This window comes from Pedobacter jeongneungensis (genome assembly GCF_000633455.1).
In the GTDB taxonomy this organism is placed as follows: Bacteria; Bacteroidota; Bacteroidia; order Sphingobacteriales; family Sphingobacteriaceae; genus Pedobacter; species Pedobacter jeongneungensis_A.
Genome location: NZ_AYMG01000011.1, coordinates 49873 through 67520 on the forward strand (window position 1 = coordinate 49873; position 17648 = coordinate 67520).

The window sequence follows — 17648 nt, forward strand, 5'->3', positions numbered from 1 at the left end:
ACTGATAATTGTAGTTAACTCAAACGCTTTTAAAAAATGAAAAAAAATTTGCTCTCTTTGATTACCATATTGCTTTTATTTTCCTGCAAACCTTCAGAAAAAGATTTAACTCAAATTGTAATAAAAAAGGCAGATGACGGCTTTATTGATCTGATGTTAAACATTGTAAGTAAAAAAGAAACGGATTCTACTGTAATTTTTAAAGCACAAGGGCTCGATCATACCGATACTGTTGGTCTCGAAATTTCATTGAAAAAGAATATTAAAGCTGGCATCGTAAATGGAGAAATGAAAAACACTTTTCTAGCCAATGGGATTTCATTCCAATCGATTGGTAAAGAGAGTGACAGACTTGTAATTGCTCTTACAAAGCTCTATAATTTGAAATCAAAAAATAAAATGCGCACAGATAAGATGACTTTTGAGGTAGCAAACCTAAATGAAACAGACGTAGATTATAATTCCGGGCAATATCGATTTAAAGCATTTCTACCAACAGATGATGATATTCCTGAACTTTTTGTAAATTTTGACTTTACCAATAAACTTATAGCTTTAAACGAAAAAGATCCCGAATACAGAACTGGTGTAATTAGTTATCTAACGAAAAAACAATAATGAACAAAGGCAGATTAGAAGCATTTAGCGATGGTGTAATTGCAATCATCATCACCATTATGGTTTTGGAGATTAAAGTGCCTGAACATGGCGAAACTTTAGCAACCTTAAAACCATTGATCCCTAAATTTATCAGCTACATCCTCAGTTTCATTTATGTAGGCATTTATTGGAATAACCACCATCATTTATTGCATGCCGTTAAAAAAGTAAATGGATCAATGCTTTGGGCAAACCTTAATTTCCTGTTCTGGCTCTCATTATTTCCTGTTGCTGCTGGATGGATGGGCGAGCATCATTTTGCCCTGTGGCCGGTTATCGTTTATGGAGCAGTGTTGCTTATGGCGGCCATTTCTTATACTTTACTGGTTATCGTGATCAAAAGAACCGAAGGCCAGCATTCTTTAGTGGTGCATGCCATTGGCAATGATGCTAAGGGAAAATTTTCCCTCCTTTTTTATATTGGTGGTGTCGCCCTTAGCTTTATCAACCCCTGGATCGGTGTTGCACTTTATTTCCTGGTGGCCTGTATCTGGTTTATCCCCGATAGAAGAATTGAAAACGCCATGCGCGAGCAGGGTTTAATTGATGATAATAAGTGAGAAATATCCTTTGCTTTTTATCTGAAAATGAACATGCAGTAATACTTCTGAAACAGCAGCCCCGTTATCCGCTACTTCCGATGAAACCTGTGAAACAAGCAAGCATACCAAAAAAAATAATGAGAACAATGCTTAAATCGGAACCGCTACTACCGGGTTTATTAAACACAGGTTAGTATTAAAACCATCCAAAATTAATTTCTTTTGGCGTTAGCCGGGAATAGCAACGCAGGCATAGCCCTTTAGCCCCGATTGAAGTGAGCATCCCGATTCTGCATCGGGATAAAACGTAAAGCGGGAAGAAACCTAAATAGTAGCAAACTGCGCTTCAAATAAAATAACAAACTAAAAGCGTGTTGGTATTAATGGGCCTGTAGCGTTTCCATGTACAATTCACGATCAATCATTTCTGCACCCAAACTCATCAAATGATCGTTTGGCAACTGACAGTCGATTAAATCGATATTCATTTTACTTAAAAAAATAAGCGCGGCTTTAGATGCATTGCTCACATGACTAAACATGCTTTCGCCACAAAACACTCGATTAACCTTTAATCCATACAAGCCGCCCACAAGCTTATCTTCCAGCCAAACTTCCACACTGTGTGCATAACCCTGCAGATGAAGGTTGATGTAAGCCTGTTGCATTTCGTTGGTAATCCAGGTTCCATCCTGCCCTTTTCTTTCCGTGGTGGCGCAGTTAAGGATCACTTCAGCAAAAGCCTGGTTAAAAGTAATTTTAAAAACCTCTTGTTTTAAAATTTTTTGCATGCTTTTGCTGATCTTGATTTGATCAGGATAAATTACACATCGCTCATGTGGTGAATACCACAAAATGGGTTCGCCTTCGCTAAACCATGGAAATATGCCGTTAGAGTAGGCAATCAACAGCCTTTCTATGCTCAAATCTCCCCCAATAGCCAATAAACCATCCTCCTCTGCCAAAGCTGGATCAGGGAAACCGGGGTCATCATCTAAGAGTTGAAAAAACATAGGCGAAAATAAGAAAGAAAACAAAGATTAAACCCTTGCGTTTTAAATAAGTCATACTGTTAAATTGTCCATTATGAACGCAAAAGATAATTTCTTAAAAGTAAAACATCTTTACAACCGGGCGGGCTTCGGTATTTCTTATACCGATTTACAGAAATTAAGCAAAAAAAACCTTGAAAAAGTGGTTGATAACATGCTTAAAGATTCCCAAAAAGACGATCCGATCAAATTAGTAAATGATTTTGAATCAAAACGGCAACTTCTGGTACAGGCTGGTTTATACGCTAAAAAAGACCTGACGGATGATGAAAAGAAAATGCGCCAGCAGATTGTACGCGAACAGAACGAAGTGAGCCGCGACCTCAATATCGCATTCATCAACCAAATGATCAATACCGACGCACCGTTAAGAGAGAAAATGACGCTTTTTTGGCACGGCCATTTTGCCTGCCGTAGCAACAATCCTTTTTTTGCACAACAACTAAACAATATCCAACGCGATAATGCCTTAGGCAGCTTTAAAACCTTATTGGTTGAAGTTTCTAAGTCGCCGGCGATGTTACAATACCTCAACAACCAGCAAAACAGAAAAGGCAAACCAAACGAGAATTTCGCCCGCGAGCTCATGGAACTTTTCACTCTGGGCAGGGGAAATTATAGCGAGCAGGATATTAAAGAATCTGCACGTTCGTTTACCGGCTGGATGTATGATAAAGATGGTTCATTTATTTTCAGGGAAAACCTACATGATACGGGAACGAAGACTTTTTTCGGTAAAATCGGGAATTTTGAAGGCGAAAACATCATTGATATTATTTTAGAAAAACCAGAAACCTCACAGTTTATCGCCAGGAAGGTATATAAATTCTTTGTGAACGATAATCCAAATGAGGATCACGTTAAAGAACTGGCGACACATTTTTACAACTCGAAATACGATATCGCTTCGATGATGAAAAAGATGTTTACATCCGATTGGTTTTACAGCCCTGAAAATGTAGGCACCAAAATTAAATCTCCGGCGGAGTTTCTGGTAGGTTTAAGTCGCGAGTTTTATGTAACCTATAACAAACCACAGGTTTTAATTCAGCTACAAAGTAGTTTAGGGCAGTATTTATTTAACCCGCCAAATGTAGCAGGCTGGCCTGGCGGACAAAGCTGGATCGACAGTTCGTCGTTAATGTTAAGGATGCGTATTCCATCGCTCGTTTTAAATGATGGAGAAATTGATTTTAGCGGGAAGGCCGATCCGGAAGATGAAGCCGTAATTGCATTGAGCAGGGTAGCAACCACCAATGCCAACGCCAATACAAAACCAAAATCATATGTTAACGCAAATGCCGATTGGCCTAAATTTTTAGGCACACTACCAAAAGGTTTAACACCATTGGCACTCACCGAGTTTTTATTACAGCCAAAATTAAACGATAAAATTACAGGTATGGTAAGCGATAATAAAGGATTGCGGAGCACTGCGGTAGAAATTACGAGCATGCCGGAGTATCAGTTGTGCTAGTCGGATATTGGTTGATTGTTTTATGGCTCATGGTTGATAGCCAAAAAGCTAAACATCCAGGCTATCAACTATAAAACTATTAACTATTGACCAAAACACCCAGGCCATCAACTATAAAACTATGAATCATCAACCAATGAACCACTAAAAAAACATTAACTATTAACAAGATGAACAGAAGAAATTTTTTAAGAAATACAGGATTTGTGGCAGCAGGTTCGCTATTTGTTCCGGCTTTTATGAAACCGCTTGAGGCCATGGCGCTTGATGAGTTAAGTTTATATAAAAACCTGGTTGTGGTGCAGCTTTCTGGTGGAAATGATGGTTTAAATACGGTTATTCCTTTCGGAAACGACATTTATTACCAAAAAAGAAAAAGTATTGCCATTAAACCTGAAGAAGTGATTAAATTGAACGATATGCAGGGTTTAAACCCAAATATGGCTGCGCTGCAAGAAATACATGATCAGGGCTGGATGACCATTATTAATGATGTGGGCTATCCCAATCCCGATCGTTCGCATTTCCGCTCCATGGATATCTGGCAAACCGGTAGTGATAGCAATCAGTTTTTATCTACAGGATGGATTGGCCGTTATTTAGATAGCAATTGCCAAACCTGCAAATTCCCTTATACCGCGATTGAAGTAGACGATTCGCTTTCTCTGGCCATGAAAGGACAGACCAAAAAAGGTATTGCTTTAAAAGACCCCGCAGCGTTGTTCCGCAATACAAACGATCCGTTTTTTAAGGCTATGCTACAAAATGATAGAGAGCATTTAGATGAAGATAATTTAGGTTATCTGTACAAAACCATGATCGAAACTTCTTCTTCTGCCAATTATATCCAGAATACGTCGAAAATTTATCAATCTAAATCGACTTACCCTAATTCGGGTTTTGCAAATCAGTTGAAAACGGTTTCTAAATTCATTTCTTCAGGATTAAAAACCAGGGTTTATTATGTTTCGTTAAGCGGTTTCGATACCCACGTAAATCAGATTGGCCAACAAGGAAACCTACTTAAACAGTATAGCGAAGGCATGGCTGCTTTCTTGAAAGATTTAAAAACGAATAATAAACTGGATGACACCCTGGTAATTACCTTCTCCGAATTCGGCCGTAGGGTAGAACAAAATGCCAGTAACGGAACCGACCACGGAACGGCAAATAATATGTTTGTTTTCGGCGGAAAATTAAAGAAACAGGGTATTTTCAATGCCGCACCAAACTTAAGTGATCTGGATACCGGAGATTTAAAATACCAATTGGATTTCAGGCAGGTTTATGGTACCATTTTAGATAAATGGCTGGATGTAAACAATGCTGATATCCTGAATAAGAAATTTAATACGCTGGATTTTATATAGGATCTGGCTAAGCTGAATTATTAATATCATTGCCGTCCTGATGGCTAACTTATTGAATGAAAATAAATTACATTTTTTTTTACGAATCGCTGTCTGCGAGAGATCGTCATTCCCAACTTGATTGGGAATCGTAATGCAAGCGTTTTAAGATCCCCGCCTGCGCGGGAATGACGGCCGTATAAAAGGAGTCTGTCAATGGTAGCCTGTTGAAAAACTTTTAAAAGCATTTCGAAAAGCTCAACATGAAAGATTAAATTAGCTTATTTGTTTGTAAGCTCCAGCTCATCTAAAGTTCCTTTGGTGTCCTGAAGTTCTTTTAATTCGGCTTTCTTTTTCTTGATCTCGGCATCAACATCTTCAACACTGTATTTTGGCAAGGCTATGGTTTTGCCATTGGTAGTAATACTCGAAGCATAAACGTTAAGTTCAAGGCCGAAGTCGGCAAGCTTTGCATTGGTAACCGGATATTTAACATTTTTCCATTTTTCAGGGTTGTTTGTTTTTGCCTCCCTCAACATATCATTATCATTCATCGAATCGCCCGGTTTTAAAGTATTGTTACCATCCCCGTCCCTCGACATGTGCGCAGAAATTACTTTTTTGGTCGATATTTCCCGAACTTCTACATTAACATCAACACTACCAGTTAAGGGTTGCTTACCAGTGTAAACATATTCAATTTCAAGCTTGGGCACCTTTTCTCCAAAAAAGTCATCTTCTGTAATCGTCAGGTTGGTTACTTTAAAGATATCCAGTTTCTGTTTATTAACGACCAACTCCTTTTTCTGGATTTCGAGGGTATCAATTTCTCCTGATACTTTTGCGATTTCTTTTTTGTTATGGGCCTGCAAAAGATCTTCGGCAAGGTTTACCACTGATGAGTAGCTTAAACCATCGATCATTTCAAACGAAATTTTATCGAAAGATTTACCTTTGTATTTTTCGGGTTCGTTCCATTTTAAACGCATCGATTCCAGAGCAATAACCCTCAGGGCCTTTTCCAAATTTACCTGCTCTTCATTATTCAGTTTTTTTATAATTTTAGCTTTAGAAACTTCAAATTCCTTTTCCGATTTGGCCTGAAACTTTTCTCCGCAGCCGGACAATGCGATTGTAATAAATGTGCAGAGCACAATAGAGGTTAATAGTTTATTCATAGAAGGTTAATTTTAGATGAGATGAAACAATCGAGGTATAAACACCCCGATTGTTGTATAGTTTTATTTTCTTTTCATTACATAAACCGGCCTGCTTCCATCTTTATCAATCTGATCGGTATAAGTATTAAAAAGTTCATAGCCGTAATCCTTTAATTTATTGAGACAATCCATTTGGGAGTTGAAAATCAAATCATTTCCATCATCATCTTTAACATTTAGATCTCTTACCCGTTTAATTTTTTGTCCGTAATCTATCCTGGCAATATAGGTATTGCCACCATCGTAAATCGGCTTAACTTCAATGTATTCTGCTTTGATGTCGCTTAATTTAAAGCCATTTACGTTTTGAGCTTTGGCATCAGACAGCCCAAAGCAAGCGGCGATTGCCGCTGCAAGAATTAATTTTTTCATGTTGTGTTTCTTTTGTGTGTAATTCTAAATTACGGAGAATCTATTAAGAATGCACAATGTTATCTGTAACAAAAAGCAAATTCTTAAATCTTAACCTAAACAAACACAATGAACTTTTTAGGCAATATCATCTGGATTATTTTTGGCGGCATCTTTATTTTTTTCGAATACATCATCGGAGGTTTGATCCTTTGCCTAACCATTGTGGGTATTCCCTTTGGTATCCAATGTTTTAAATTTGCTATTGTTGGTCTCGCACCTTTTGGCGTTAAAATAACTGATACTTCATCAAACACAGGCTGCCTTTCTACCATCATGAACCTGATCTGGATTTTGTTCGGCGGTTTCTGGATTGCCTTAACCCATCTGTTTTTTGGGATCCTGCTTTGCATTACTATTGTTGGTATTCCATTCGGTCGCCAGCATTTTAAGTTGATGAATCTGGCATTTACGCCGTTCGGGAAATCGATTTCTTAATCTGAATAAATCTATATAGTTCCATCATTCCCAACCCGATAGCTATCGGGTTGATTGGGAATCTTGAAGCGGTCTGCATTAAGATTCCCGCCTGCGCGGGAATGACGACTGCGTTAGTAGAAATGTTCTTCACTTGACTATCCGTATTTTTTGGCTTACCAAAACAGAAGAAAGCCAAAAAATATTTTTATTGAAAAGCAGGTTTCTGTGTTTATCGGATCCGACAGTCCTGCCATCCGCTTTACCTCTCTGCGTTCGGTGCTCGCTCCTGTCAGGTTTATTGAACTGTGGCCTGTTCCCATTAGCAAAAACTTTCGTACTATATATCATAACGTCATTTCCAACTTGATTGGAAATCGTAATGCTTTGGTAGGAGTTTTAAGTTGCATTAAAATTCCCGCCTACACGGGAATGATGCCCCTCAAAACTATTAAATCAATCCTATTGACCTAGAATGCTCAATTGCTTCTTCACTCTTATTAAATAAACAGGCCCTCACCCCTTTACCTTCTACTTTCTTAAGCAATTCTTTAGTTTCTGCCTCTTTTTCTGGTCGGATATTACGAATATAAACCGCTTCGATATTTTTGGGATATTTTTCTACTATAGAACTATAAATTTCAGGATCCTGTTGCGAATTATCTCCAAAAAAAACAAACTTCTGATTAGGAAAGGCATCCAGAATGCGCATTACCCTTAATAATTTTCCTTCGTGACCTGTTTTGCCCGTTTTAATGAGATCTTTCCATCTTTTCAAGGTATTTAAAAGAAAAGCACCGTCAGGCAATTTGTTAAACTTAAAAGTTTCAATCAAATAATCATATAGGTTCCACTCGCTGCTGCTTACATAAAAAAAAGGGTTTGGTTGTTGTACTGCTGTATGTGATAAAGCCAATTGCTGGTAATGACTCGCCGCACCCGGAAAGGTTTTGCGGGTATGCGGATTTTTAATAAAAAGCTCTCTCAATCTTCTCCCAATCGTTGCCGAATGCGAAATCATTACAGTATCGTCCACATCAGAAATAAAGGCATATTGCGTAATGTGGGGCACATAAATTTTACCTTCTCCAATATTTAAAACAGTTCCATTCTGATCAATTGCCTCTACTTTAACATCATGCCAGCCCGCCGGGATATCATGTTCGGCCTTCCATTCAAATTTAAAAAAACCATCGCCTTCGGTTTTGTTATAGATGGTCTGATCAAAAAACTGCAAACGAACCTCCACAAAAGCGTAAGGTTTTAAAATAAACAGCTTTAAAAGATGTACGATATTAACAAAGATATTATTGCTGTAAACCTGCCGCGTATTGGCCTTACGCTTGAAAACATGCCCATAAACAACCAAATTATGTGCATGGCCATAACCATGGTATACTTTTACACTAACAGATTTATTCATCGTTATTAAAACAGAGTTTATTAAAAGTTGTTTGTGAGGTAAACATAAGGCTACCAAAATGAAATTACTGTTCATCATCAATCCAGGCTCTGGCAGTCACGATTTAAACTTAAAGGAAGTAATTTCTGCACATTTCGAGGCAAAAAATACCGAAATCGATCTATTCGAACTGCCAAAAGACTGTTCTTTAGATAAAATAAAAGCAAAAATAAGCGGATCAAAAGCTGACCGTGTGGTGGCTGTTGGTGGCGACGGAACCTTAAAGCTGGTTGCCGAATGTTTATTGAATACCGAAACCCCGATCGGGATTATTCCTGCAGGCTCAGCAAATGGGATGGCGAAAGAATTAGGTATATCAACCGATATTGAGGAGGCTTTGGCGCTTTTAGAAGAAGGCAGGCTTCAGAAAATACATGTGGTTAAACTGAATGATGAAATCTGCATCCATTTATCCGATCTGGGATTTAATGCCTATTTGGTAAAGAAATTCGACACCTTGCCCGAACGCGGCATGTGGGGCTATGCAAAAGCTACCTGGCATGCCTTATGGAACCATCGCCGGATGGAAGTGCAATTGAAACTTAAAGGCGAAACCATAACTTCTAAAGCAGCTATGGTGGCCATTGCCAATGCCACCATGTACGGCTCTGGATTAAAAATTAACCCTGATGGAAAACTGGATGATGAGCTTTTTGAAGTAATCCTGGTAAAGGATTATTCTTACCTCGAAATATTAAAAATCTGGATCACCAAATTGCCTTTTAATCCTAAGAAAATAGAAGTATTTCAAACGGCTGAGGTAAAAATTGTTTCTAAACATCAGGCGCATTTTCAGGTAGATGGAGAATACATTGGCAGGGTGAATAGCGTTGAAGCAAGCATTCTTCCTGCAGCCATTACTGTGGTTTTACCAGGTCAATCAGACCCGATAGCTATCGGGTAACGCACGGTGAATTTTAATGGTGAAATACAACCTGAAAAATTCGGCGATGAAGCAGATGCGAAATAAAATATCAAACCAGCGATCGCCCAGGTTTAAAATTTCGGGTAAATAAGTGATAAAACCAATGGAGAATACCCAAACCACCAAGCGGAATGGGAATTGGATATAATAGGTGATGAATCCAAATTTTTTAAATAGGATTAAACCTATCGCAGAAATAAAAAGGGACACAAATAAGGGCAATAGTAAAATTACCTTTGCCTGCGATAGTACCTGATCTGGAATTTCATTTAAATGCGTTAAAATCTGCCAAAATTGTTTAGCCAATAATGCAATGCTAATGATATCCAGTAAAGCAAAAGATCTAACCGTGTTCTTCATTGTTGGCTAAATTAATCAATTTCTTTATCTTCACTTAGCAAAAGCTGATCAATTACTTTATTTCCGGAAAAATATCCATTCAATGCTTAAATTAACGTTATTATTTGTCTTTTTATTAAGCACCTTTAGCGATAATCACATTGATCAAACGCGGGTGAATAACAATCCTTTGAATACGGATTGCGCAAAGAAAAAAGACCTCTTAACAGGTAAAATGATTTACACTACGTTTGATGAACCGGCAACAAACGAAGGTGGAAGGGCAAAGCTTTACAAAGCACTTTCTAATGTAAGATTGGATAGCATTCCCAATGGTGCATCAACCCGATTCACTGTATCTTTCTTAGTTGATGTGGATGGTCACATTTCAAGAGAGCGGGTAGTAAGGGATGAAGTTGGTAAAATAGGAGAACAGATGTTAAAGATTATAAAATCTTTTAAATGGGATCCGGCAATGTGTAATGGTAAAAAAGTGGCAACATTAACTACGCTATCTACACTGATGTGCTTGCAGTAAAAGACCCGGCTGTTACTTACAATATCTAGCTAAATAATCATCAGCTTTTTTACTGCCCATGTATTTAACAAAAAGAAAATCCTCACAGGCACCCTGTTTATCACCTTGCTTAATTTTTTTTAAGGCCATTTTTATTCTGTCGTCCAGGTATTCATCATCAATACCCAATTGATTTTTAATGGCAATGATCTGAACTTCCTGTCCGGGTTTTGCCTGATTGATGTTTTTATAAAAATTGATTACCGAATTGGTTAAAGCTTCTTCTGCCTGATAGCTTCGGATAGACTCCTGCATCTCTTCGCTCGATTTTCCTTCACAGTTATAACCTGAAAGTACAAAATTAACGGGAACAACAATCGAAACCGTGGTATCGTAACCTGCTGGAACCTGCCATTTGCCACTACTCAATCTTACTAAACGCAGTGCCTCTTCATCGAGATCAGACAATATACCTTTGCTTATTTTCGAAAAATAAACCTTTCCCTGCTCATCAAGCTTAAAACTTACGCTTACCGTCCCCTGGACGCAGTTATCTTTAGAAAACCTGGGATAAACTGTATTTTCTCTCAAAAAATTGATAAAACCATTTTTACCCGATTTAAACTGAACTTGCCCAATAGCCAGCGAACAGCAAAAAAGTAAACAAATAGTGAATAGGGTTTTCATTGTACTAATTTACTGTTTTAACCGCAGAGAACGCAAAGTTTTTCGCAGAGGAAAAAAGAGTTTTAGCCACGGAAGCACAGAAACTCGGATAGATTGCCGATAATTTAATCACATAGAAAATGAGGAGTTTAATTTAAATAGTAAGGTCGTCATTCCCGCGCAGGCGGGAACCTTAAAGCTTATTGCATTACGATTCCCAATCAACCCGATAGCTATCGGGTTGGGAATGACCACCGCTAAAAAATCTCTCTGTGGCCTCAGTGCCTTCCCTCTGTTATCTCTGTGGTTAAATTTCTAACATCATATTTGGCCACAGAGGCACAGAAAAACTTTGCCCCTTTGCGTATTCCTTATTTTCTTTGCGGTTAAGAAAAAGTAACCTTCAAAATTAAATCCGGATCAGGGCAATTGGCTAAATATTTTTCCCTTTCACTAAACTTACAAACGCCAGGATAATCGCCTTTTAATCCTCCCATATCAGTAATCAATTGAAAATGAAGATGTGGTGGCCATGATCCGTTTTCTTCTTTTGAACCTAATTCTGCAATTTTTGTTCCGGCAGGAATAAATTTTCCCTCCTCCAATCCATTTAATGAGACTAAGCTTAAATGACCGTATAAAGCGTTAAATTTAGCCCCATCTATATCGTAGGTTAGAATGATGGTAGCACCATAATCGCCAAGGTTATCGTTATAGGCAAAACTTTGCACGGATGCATTATAAAAATTGTAGATCGGTGTCCCTGCTGGCCCCCAGATATCAATACCTAAATGTAACCTGCGGGGTTCTTCTTCGCTATCAAAATGTGCACTCCTCGAATAAATGGTGCGGTGTTCATTATATCCGCCAATTCCGTAACGGGCATTATTTTCTACCAGTTTTTTATTTACCCAATCCGAAAACAGATCGGTATCATCCAAAATCTCGTTTGTTAATTCGGTATTGGCCGTTGTAAAATCCAAAGGCAAAAGTTGATCGTGTTTTGCGTCAAAATCGACAACTTTTTGGATCAATGCAGCATTTGACTGAATAACCTGATCGAAAGTTCGCATCTGTAATTATTTAAAGATATACACGAAGTTATAAATGTAGTGGGATAAAGCACCACCAATTACAAACAGGTGCCACAACTCGTGGCTGTGCATCCATCTGGAAAGTTGTTTATCCTTCGCATAATAATAGGTTCCACCGATATAAAAAATGCCTCCTAACAGCAACCAAAAAATAGCACCGACGGGCAAAGTGCCGAGCATTTTCTGTAGCAGAGGCACAATTAAACAGCCCATTAAAATATAAATCGATAACGATATGGCCGTACTTTTTAAACGGTTAAAGATTTTGAGCAGGCAGCCTACAATGGCAATAATCCATACAATAGCGAACAGGCTCCAACGCAACCAGCCATCAAAAACCAATAAGGCTGTTGGTGTGTAAGAACCTGCAATCATCAAATAAATGCAGCAATGATCAAATTTCTGCCAAAAACGTACACCATAATCGGTAGCCGGGTAACCATGGTACATGGCACTTACCCCAAAAAGAATAAAAGTACCGATACTGTAAATCCAGGCAGCGGTAAATTCTATCGGGGTATTGCACTTCTGAAGCAACAGATACCCAGCCGGAATTGCTATTAATGCCGGGATAAAATGTGTGAAGAAATTAACAGGTTCCCTTAGCTTCCTCACAAAAAATTATTCGCTGTCTTCGTCTTTTTGCCTTGGTTCTTTGGCTATCTTATCAAAAAGATGGTCCATACGCTCTACATACTCATTAGTATCATCTACAAAGAAAGTAAGCTCTGGTACTACCCTCACCTGATGACGGATACGGCTGCCCAGTTTATACCTGATCTCACCTGCATGTGCATTAACGGTATTGATAGAAAGTGTGGTATTATTGGTATTAAAAAAACTCAGGTAAACCTTAGCCACAGCCAAATCTGGCGAAACCCTCACTCGGGTAATGGTTACCAATGTATTAGGCAAAAATGCAGCACCTTCACGCTGAAAAACCTGTGCCAACTCCTCTTGTAATACTCCTGCAAATTTCTGCTGACGTTTACTTTCCATAATGTTTTTATCTATCGCCTTTATGATGAAACCTTATAGGTTTTAAAAACCTATAAGGTTTATTTTCGCACCTCAATGACGGAATTTTATCTAATATAACAAATTGCTATCATACGGGTACCTCGCCACATGCGCAGCCTTTACCTTATCGTACAATAACGTTTTAAACTCTTCAAGGTTTTCTTTTTCGGTAGCTGAGATAAATAGCACAGGCACTTTATCATGACTCATCCAGCTTTTTTTGAAGTCTTCTAAAGTAAGCTTTCCATCATCCTCTTCGCTATCCACTTCTGGCGAAACATAGGCATCAATTTTATTAAATACCAAAATCATGTCTTTATCAATGGCACCGATATCTTTCAATGTTTCATTTACTGTATTAATCTGATCTTCGAAGTTAGGGTGCGACACATCAACCACATGGATCAATAAGTCTGCCTCACGAACTTCATCTAATGTAGATTTAAAACATTCTACTAAATGGTGAGGCAATTTGCGGATAAATCCAACCGTATCAGAAAGCAGGAATGGTAAATTTTCGATCACTACCTTACGAACAGTCGTATCCAATGTTGCAAACAACTTATTCTCTGCAAAAACTTCCGATTTCGAAAGCATGTTCATAATGGTCGATTTACCCACGTTGGTATAGCCAACCAAAGCTACACGGATCAGCTGACCGCGGTTTTTACGCTGCGTTTCGTTCTGACGGTCGATATTCCTTAAACGCTCTTTTAACAGCGAGATTTTATTTAAAATAATACGTCTGTCACTTTCAATCTGCGTTTCACCCGGACCACGCATCCCGATACCACCTTTTTGACGTTCCAAGTGGGTCCACATACCGGTTAAGCGTGGTAAAACGTATTGCAACTGTGCCAGTTCTACCTGTGTTTTTGCCTGTGCAGTTTGGGCCCTGTTGGCAAAAATATCGAGGATCAGATTACTTCTGTCCAAAACCTTCACACCAAGTTCGCGATCGATGTTACGCAGTTGCGATGGCGATAATTCGTCATCAAAAACAACCACATCAATCTCTTCTGATTTTACGTAAGCTTTAATTTCTTCGAGCTTACCTGTACCCACAAATGTAGCACGCTCTGGTTTTAACATTTTCTGTGTAAAAACCTTTTCCACCTTCCCACCAGCTGTATCAACCAAAAAGGCCAGCTCATCTAAATATTCTTTTGTTTGGGCTTCTTTTTCGCCAGGAGTAACCACCCCAACTAAAATTGCCCGTTCCTGCACAACGGCAGTATCGTATGTTTTTTGTTTTCCCATGTAATTGATGCAAAGATACGAAATTTGAGAACGAGTTTTTACCCAACCTTATAGGTCTTTAAGACCTATAAGGTTTTATAAATAGCTATATCTGCGCTACAAATTCTTTAATAGCCGTTCCCGGATTATCGGTCTTCATAAAATTTTCACCAATTAAGAATCCGTTAAAGCCAGCTGCTTTTAATTCCTTAATGGTCTGCGGATCGCTAATAGCACTTTCCGAAATCTTTAAAAACTCATCCGGGATTTTATTTACCAGATCAAACGAAGTTTGAATATCAACCGTAAAATCGCCCAGGTTTCTGTTGTTTACCCCAATAGCATCCAGGTTCGGAGAGATGCTTCTTTCCAGTTCTTCAAGGTTATGCACTTCTAAAAGCACATTTAAGCCTAAATTTTTTGCAAATTTCCCGAAATCGTTGATCTGTTGAGGGGTTAATATCGAAGCAATTAACAGAATGATATCAGCACCCCAGGCCTTTGCTTCCAAAATCTGGTATTCATCAATCATAAAATCTTTTCTTAAGATCGGGATATTATTTGCTGCCCTTGCCGCAAGGATATCATCAGTTTTTCCGCCAAAGAAATCAACATCAGTTAAAACTGAAAGAGCAGATGCGCCAGCTGCATTGTAGGCCTGTGTAACTTCTGCAACATCTGCAATACCATTAATTAAACCTTTTGATGGCGAGCGGCGTTTAAATTCGGCAATAATCCCGGTACGGTCTTCAGCCAGTAAGAACTCTTTAAAAACATAAGGCGTTCTTTTAAAATGTACCGAGTGCTCTAAATCGGGTATAGAAACAAGTGCTTTCGCTGCCGCGATTTCTTCTTTTTTACGTAATACGATTTTATCTAGTATGTTCATGCTAATAAGTTCAAACCTCGCAGGTTTTAAAAACCTGCGAGGTTTATATTAAATCCCTATGCTGTTAACCAATTCTCCATCATCTGCTTGCCGTACTCAGTAAGTACGCTTTCAGGGTGGAACTGTACACCTCTCACGTCCAATGTTTCGTGTCTTAAGGCCATAATCTCACTTTTGTGATCTCTTGCCGTGATTTTTAAACACGAAGGAAAGTTTTCTTTACTCACCACCCAACTGTGGTAACGGCCAACATTTATAGTTTGCGGACATTCCCAGAACAAGGGTTCATCACCATCTACAACCGTTACCGGCGTGGCAATTCCGTGCATTGGTCTGCCCAGGTTTAACAAGGTACCACCAAAAGCTTCGGCAATGGCCTGCTGACCTAAGCATACCCCAAAAATACTTTTTGTTGGTGCGTAAGTTCTGATTACATCCAATAATAATCCTGCCTCTTCTGGTATGCCCGGCCCGGGAGAAAGCAAAATTTTATCGTATTTATCTACATCCGCCAAATCGAACTTATCGTTTCTCCAAACTTCGGCTTCGTAACCAACTTCGTTAATTAAATGCACCAAATTGTAGGTAAAACTATCGTAGTTATCAATAACCAAGACGGTTTTCTTATTTATATCTTTCATTATATATCTTTATTTACATCATCCATCTCACCTCATCCATTTTACATCAAATCTAAATGCTTGCAGCCATTTCTACTGCCTTGCGCAGTGCCGCAATTTTATTATTCACCTCCTGCATTTCGGTTTCCGGCACCGAATCAGCAACAATACCTGCTCCGGCGCGGTAATGCAGTTCGTTATTCTTGCTCATAAAGGTCCTGATCATGATGGCATGATTAAAATCCTCGTTAAAGCCCATAAAGCCGATGGCACCAGCATAAAAATTCCTGCCCAATTTTTCGTTTTCGTCGATGAGCTGCATGGCTTTATATTTTGGTGCGCCACTTAAAGTACCTGCCGGATAGGTATCGGCAACTACTTTAAAAGCACTTACATTTTCTTGTAAATGTCCGGTTACCTTACTTACCAAATGGATCAGGTGCGAATAGTATTGTACTTCTTTAAAAGATTTCACCTCTACACGGTTACAGTGCCTGCTTAAATCGTTTCTGGCCAGGTCGACCAACATGACGTGTTCAGCACTTTCTTTCGGATCCTGTTCCAGCTTACGGGCCTGTTCCGCATCCTCGATATCGTTTCCACTGCGTTTAAAGGTCCCTGCGATTGGGAAGATATTAGCCGAATTATTTTTAATGGTAATCTGCGCCTCTGGTGAAGAACCGAACAACTTAAAGTTCCCATAATCAAAATAAAACAGGTAAGGTGATGGGTTGATGGAACGCAAACAACGGTACACATTAAATTCATCACCCGAAAAGGCCTGCTTAAATGCTCTTGATGGTACGATCTGAAAAACATCACCACGGTAAATGTGCTTCTGTAATTTCTCTACCAAATCCATAAAACCCTGATCGGTTAAATTAGACGACTCCTGACCTCTGGTTTGGAACTTATATTCAGGGTAATTTTTATTCTGGATCAGGTATTCCATTTTTTCCAGTCCGCCTTCTTCTTCACCTTCGAAAGTGTTTTTGAAAAGGGTGATTTCGTTTTTAAAATGGTCGATTGCAATGATATAACGGTACAGGTGATATTGCATTTCCGGGATCTCCTCTCCTTCGGGTGTTTCGGAAGTAAATTTAATATCCTCAAAATGCTGTACAGCGTTCCAGGTAAAATAACCAAATAACCCGCTCGAGATAAACTTGATTTCAGGCAATTCGGTTTCTTTGAATTTGTCCTTAAAATCAGCGATTTCCTCAATCAGGTTTTTACTTTCGGTAATTTCTACTGCTCCATCCGGAAAATAGGTTTCCAACCGTGATCCTTTTAAGATAATTCCGGCAACAGGATCGGCACAAACAAAACTCATTGAGTTTTCTCTACTGTGGTAATCTGAACTTTCCAATAAGATGCTGTTGGGGTACACATCACGTAAGCGTAAATAAATGCTCACTGGCGTAGTGGTATCGGCAAGCATTTTTTTGTAAGTGGTATTTATTTTATACATGATAAAGGTAAAATGGTATAAGGTGTAAAGCTTATGGTTTGCATTCTCGTATTTTTTTTAAAATAAAAAGCCCGGCGTGTGGTTCTACGCCGGGCTTTAATGGTTCTTTAATAAGGTTTAGGTTGATAAACTATATTTCTTTCATACGCAGCCAGCGCAATCCGTTTTCGAATTACTTTGCCAAAGCCATGTATGTATATTGTTGATCATGAGCCACAAAAATATAAAGAATTTTGAAAAACCGAAATATTTATGAAAATAAGTTTAGTCCGGAGTCG

At 38.7% G+C, this 17648-nt stretch carries 20 protein-coding genes; 7 read left to right on the forward strand and 13 right to left on the reverse strand.

Annotation, left to right across the window (positions count from 1 at the left end; translation table 11 throughout):
• Window positions 1-36 precede the first annotated feature (36 nt).
• Together U859_RS0110535 and U859_RS0110540 are read left to right on the forward strand one after the other, a co-directional pair.
• Window positions 37-618: a hypothetical protein gene (locus U859_RS0110535; protein WP_025143337.1), complete on the forward strand. Its 582-nt coding sequence runs from the start codon at window positions 37-39 to the stop codon at window positions 616-618.
• Window positions 618-1220: a TMEM175 family protein gene (locus tag U859_RS0110540; RefSeq protein ID WP_025143338.1), complete on the forward strand. Its 603-nt coding sequence runs from the start codon at window positions 618-620 to the stop codon at window positions 1218-1220. Before U859_RS0110535 ends, U859_RS0110540 begins: the two co-directional genes overlap by 1 nt.
• A gap of 362 nt (window positions 1221-1582) precedes the next feature.
• Here the strand turns inward: U859_RS0110540 and aat are convergent, their stop codons facing one another.
• Window positions 1583-2215, reverse strand: coding sequence for a leucyl/phenylalanyl-tRNA--protein transferase (gene aat, locus U859_RS0110545; RefSeq protein WP_025143339.1), 633 nt, complete (start codon window positions 2213-2215; stop codon window positions 1583-1585).
• A 73-nt stretch (window positions 2216-2288) separates the two neighbouring features.
• Here aat and U859_RS0110550 point away from each other — a divergent pair, with 73 nt between their 5' ends.
• Window positions 2289-3731, forward strand: a complete 1443-nt coding sequence (locus U859_RS0110550) for a DUF1800 family protein (protein WP_025143340.1) — start codon at window positions 2289-2291, stop codon at window positions 3729-3731.
• A 170-nt stretch (window positions 3732-3901) separates the two neighbouring features.
• A complete protein-coding gene (locus tag U859_RS0110555; RefSeq protein WP_025143341.1) occupies window positions 3902-5101 on the forward strand; it encodes a DUF1501 domain-containing protein in 1200 nt (399 codons plus the stop codon).
• 260 nt (window positions 5102-5361) lie between these two features.
• Here the strand turns inward: U859_RS0110555 and U859_RS0110560 are convergent, their stop codons facing one another.
• Window positions 5362-6258 carry a DUF6694 family lipoprotein gene (locus U859_RS0110560; protein WP_025143342.1) on the reverse strand — a complete coding sequence of 299 codons (897 nt, stop codon included), beginning with the start codon at window positions 6256-6258 and terminating at the stop codon, window positions 5362-5364.
• A gap of 63 nt (window positions 6259-6321) precedes the next feature.
• Entirely contained in the window at window positions 6322-6672 is a 351-nt protein-coding gene (locus U859_RS0110565; protein WP_025143343.1) for a hypothetical protein, read from the reverse strand.
• 108 nt (window positions 6673-6780) lie between these two features.
• Between U859_RS0110565 and U859_RS0110570 the strand changes: the two genes are divergently transcribed.
• A complete protein-coding gene (locus U859_RS0110570; RefSeq protein ID WP_025143344.1) occupies window positions 6781-7149 on the forward strand; it encodes a YccF domain-containing protein in 369 nt (122 codons plus the stop codon).
• A gap of 430 nt (window positions 7150-7579) precedes the next feature.
• Here the strand turns inward: U859_RS0110570 and U859_RS0110580 are convergent, their stop codons facing one another.
• The gene (locus tag U859_RS0110580) at window positions 7580-8551 is read right to left on the reverse strand and encodes an App1 family protein (RefSeq protein ID WP_025143346.1); all 972 of its coding nucleotides are present in this window, start codon (window positions 8549-8551) and stop codon (window positions 7580-7582) included.
• 58 nt (window positions 8552-8609) lie between these two features.
• Here U859_RS0110580 and U859_RS0110585 point away from each other — a divergent pair, with 58 nt between their 5' ends.
• Window positions 8610-9494, forward strand: coding sequence for a diacylglycerol/lipid kinase family protein (locus U859_RS0110585; protein WP_025143347.1), 885 nt, complete (start codon window positions 8610-8612; stop codon window positions 9492-9494).
• Here U859_RS0110585 and U859_RS0110590 read toward each other — a convergent pair.
• Window positions 9471-9875, reverse strand: a complete 405-nt coding sequence (locus U859_RS0110590; RefSeq protein WP_025143348.1) for a hypothetical protein — start codon at window positions 9873-9875, stop codon at window positions 9471-9473. The genes U859_RS0110585 and U859_RS0110590 overlap by 24 nt on opposite strands.
• An 82-nt stretch (window positions 9876-9957) precedes the next feature.
• On the opposite strand from U859_RS0110590, the gene U859_RS0110595 reads away from it, so the two are divergent.
• Window positions 9958-10392, forward strand: a complete 435-nt coding sequence (locus U859_RS0110595; protein ID WP_025143349.1) for an energy transducer TonB — start codon at window positions 9958-9960, stop codon at window positions 10390-10392.
• A 12-nt stretch (window positions 10393-10404) separates the two neighbouring features.
• Here the strand turns inward: U859_RS0110595 and U859_RS0110600 are convergent, their stop codons facing one another.
• The 8 genes from U859_RS0110600 to U859_RS0110635 all read right to left on the reverse strand — a co-directional run bounded on the left by U859_RS0110600 (window position 10405) and on the right by U859_RS0110635 (window position 17370).
• Window positions 10405-11058: an energy transducer TonB gene (locus U859_RS0110600; RefSeq protein WP_025143350.1), complete on the reverse strand. Its 654-nt coding sequence runs from the start codon at window positions 11056-11058 to the stop codon at window positions 10405-10407.
• A 365-nt stretch (window positions 11059-11423) separates the two neighbouring features.
• Entirely contained in the window at window positions 11424-12110 is a 687-nt protein-coding gene (locus U859_RS0110605) for a peptidoglycan DD-metalloendopeptidase family protein (protein ID WP_025143351.1), read from the reverse strand.
• Window positions 12111-12116: 6 nt separating this feature from the next.
• Complete coding sequence (gene trhA / locus U859_RS0110610; protein WP_084153052.1) at window positions 12117-12746, reverse strand: PAQR family membrane homeostasis protein TrhA; 630 nt, start codon at window positions 12744-12746, stop codon at window positions 12117-12119.
• Between the two features lie 6 nt (window positions 12747-12752).
• Window positions 12753-13130, reverse strand: coding sequence for a 30S ribosome-binding factor RbfA (rbfA, locus tag U859_RS0110615; protein ID WP_025143353.1), 378 nt, complete (start codon window positions 13128-13130; stop codon window positions 12753-12755).
• Between the two features lie 90 nt (window positions 13131-13220).
• Window positions 13221-14411 carry a GTPase HflX gene (gene hflX / locus U859_RS0110620; RefSeq protein ID WP_025143354.1) on the reverse strand — a complete coding sequence of 397 codons (1191 nt, stop codon included), beginning with the start codon at window positions 14409-14411 and terminating at the stop codon, window positions 13221-13223.
• Between the two features lie 85 nt (window positions 14412-14496).
• Window positions 14497-15279: an indole-3-glycerol phosphate synthase TrpC gene (trpC, locus tag U859_RS0110625; RefSeq protein ID WP_025143355.1), complete on the reverse strand. Its 783-nt coding sequence runs from the start codon at window positions 15277-15279 to the stop codon at window positions 14497-14499.
• Window positions 15280-15335: 56 nt separating this feature from the next.
• Window positions 15336-15920, reverse strand: coding sequence for an anthranilate synthase component II (locus tag U859_RS0110630; protein WP_025143356.1), 585 nt, complete (start codon window positions 15918-15920; stop codon window positions 15336-15338).
• Window positions 15921-15972: 52 nt separating this feature from the next.
• Window positions 15973-17370, reverse strand: coding sequence for an anthranilate synthase component I family protein (locus tag U859_RS0110635; RefSeq protein WP_029985634.1), 1398 nt, complete (start codon window positions 17368-17370; stop codon window positions 15973-15975).
• Window positions 17371-17648 lie beyond the last annotated feature (278 nt).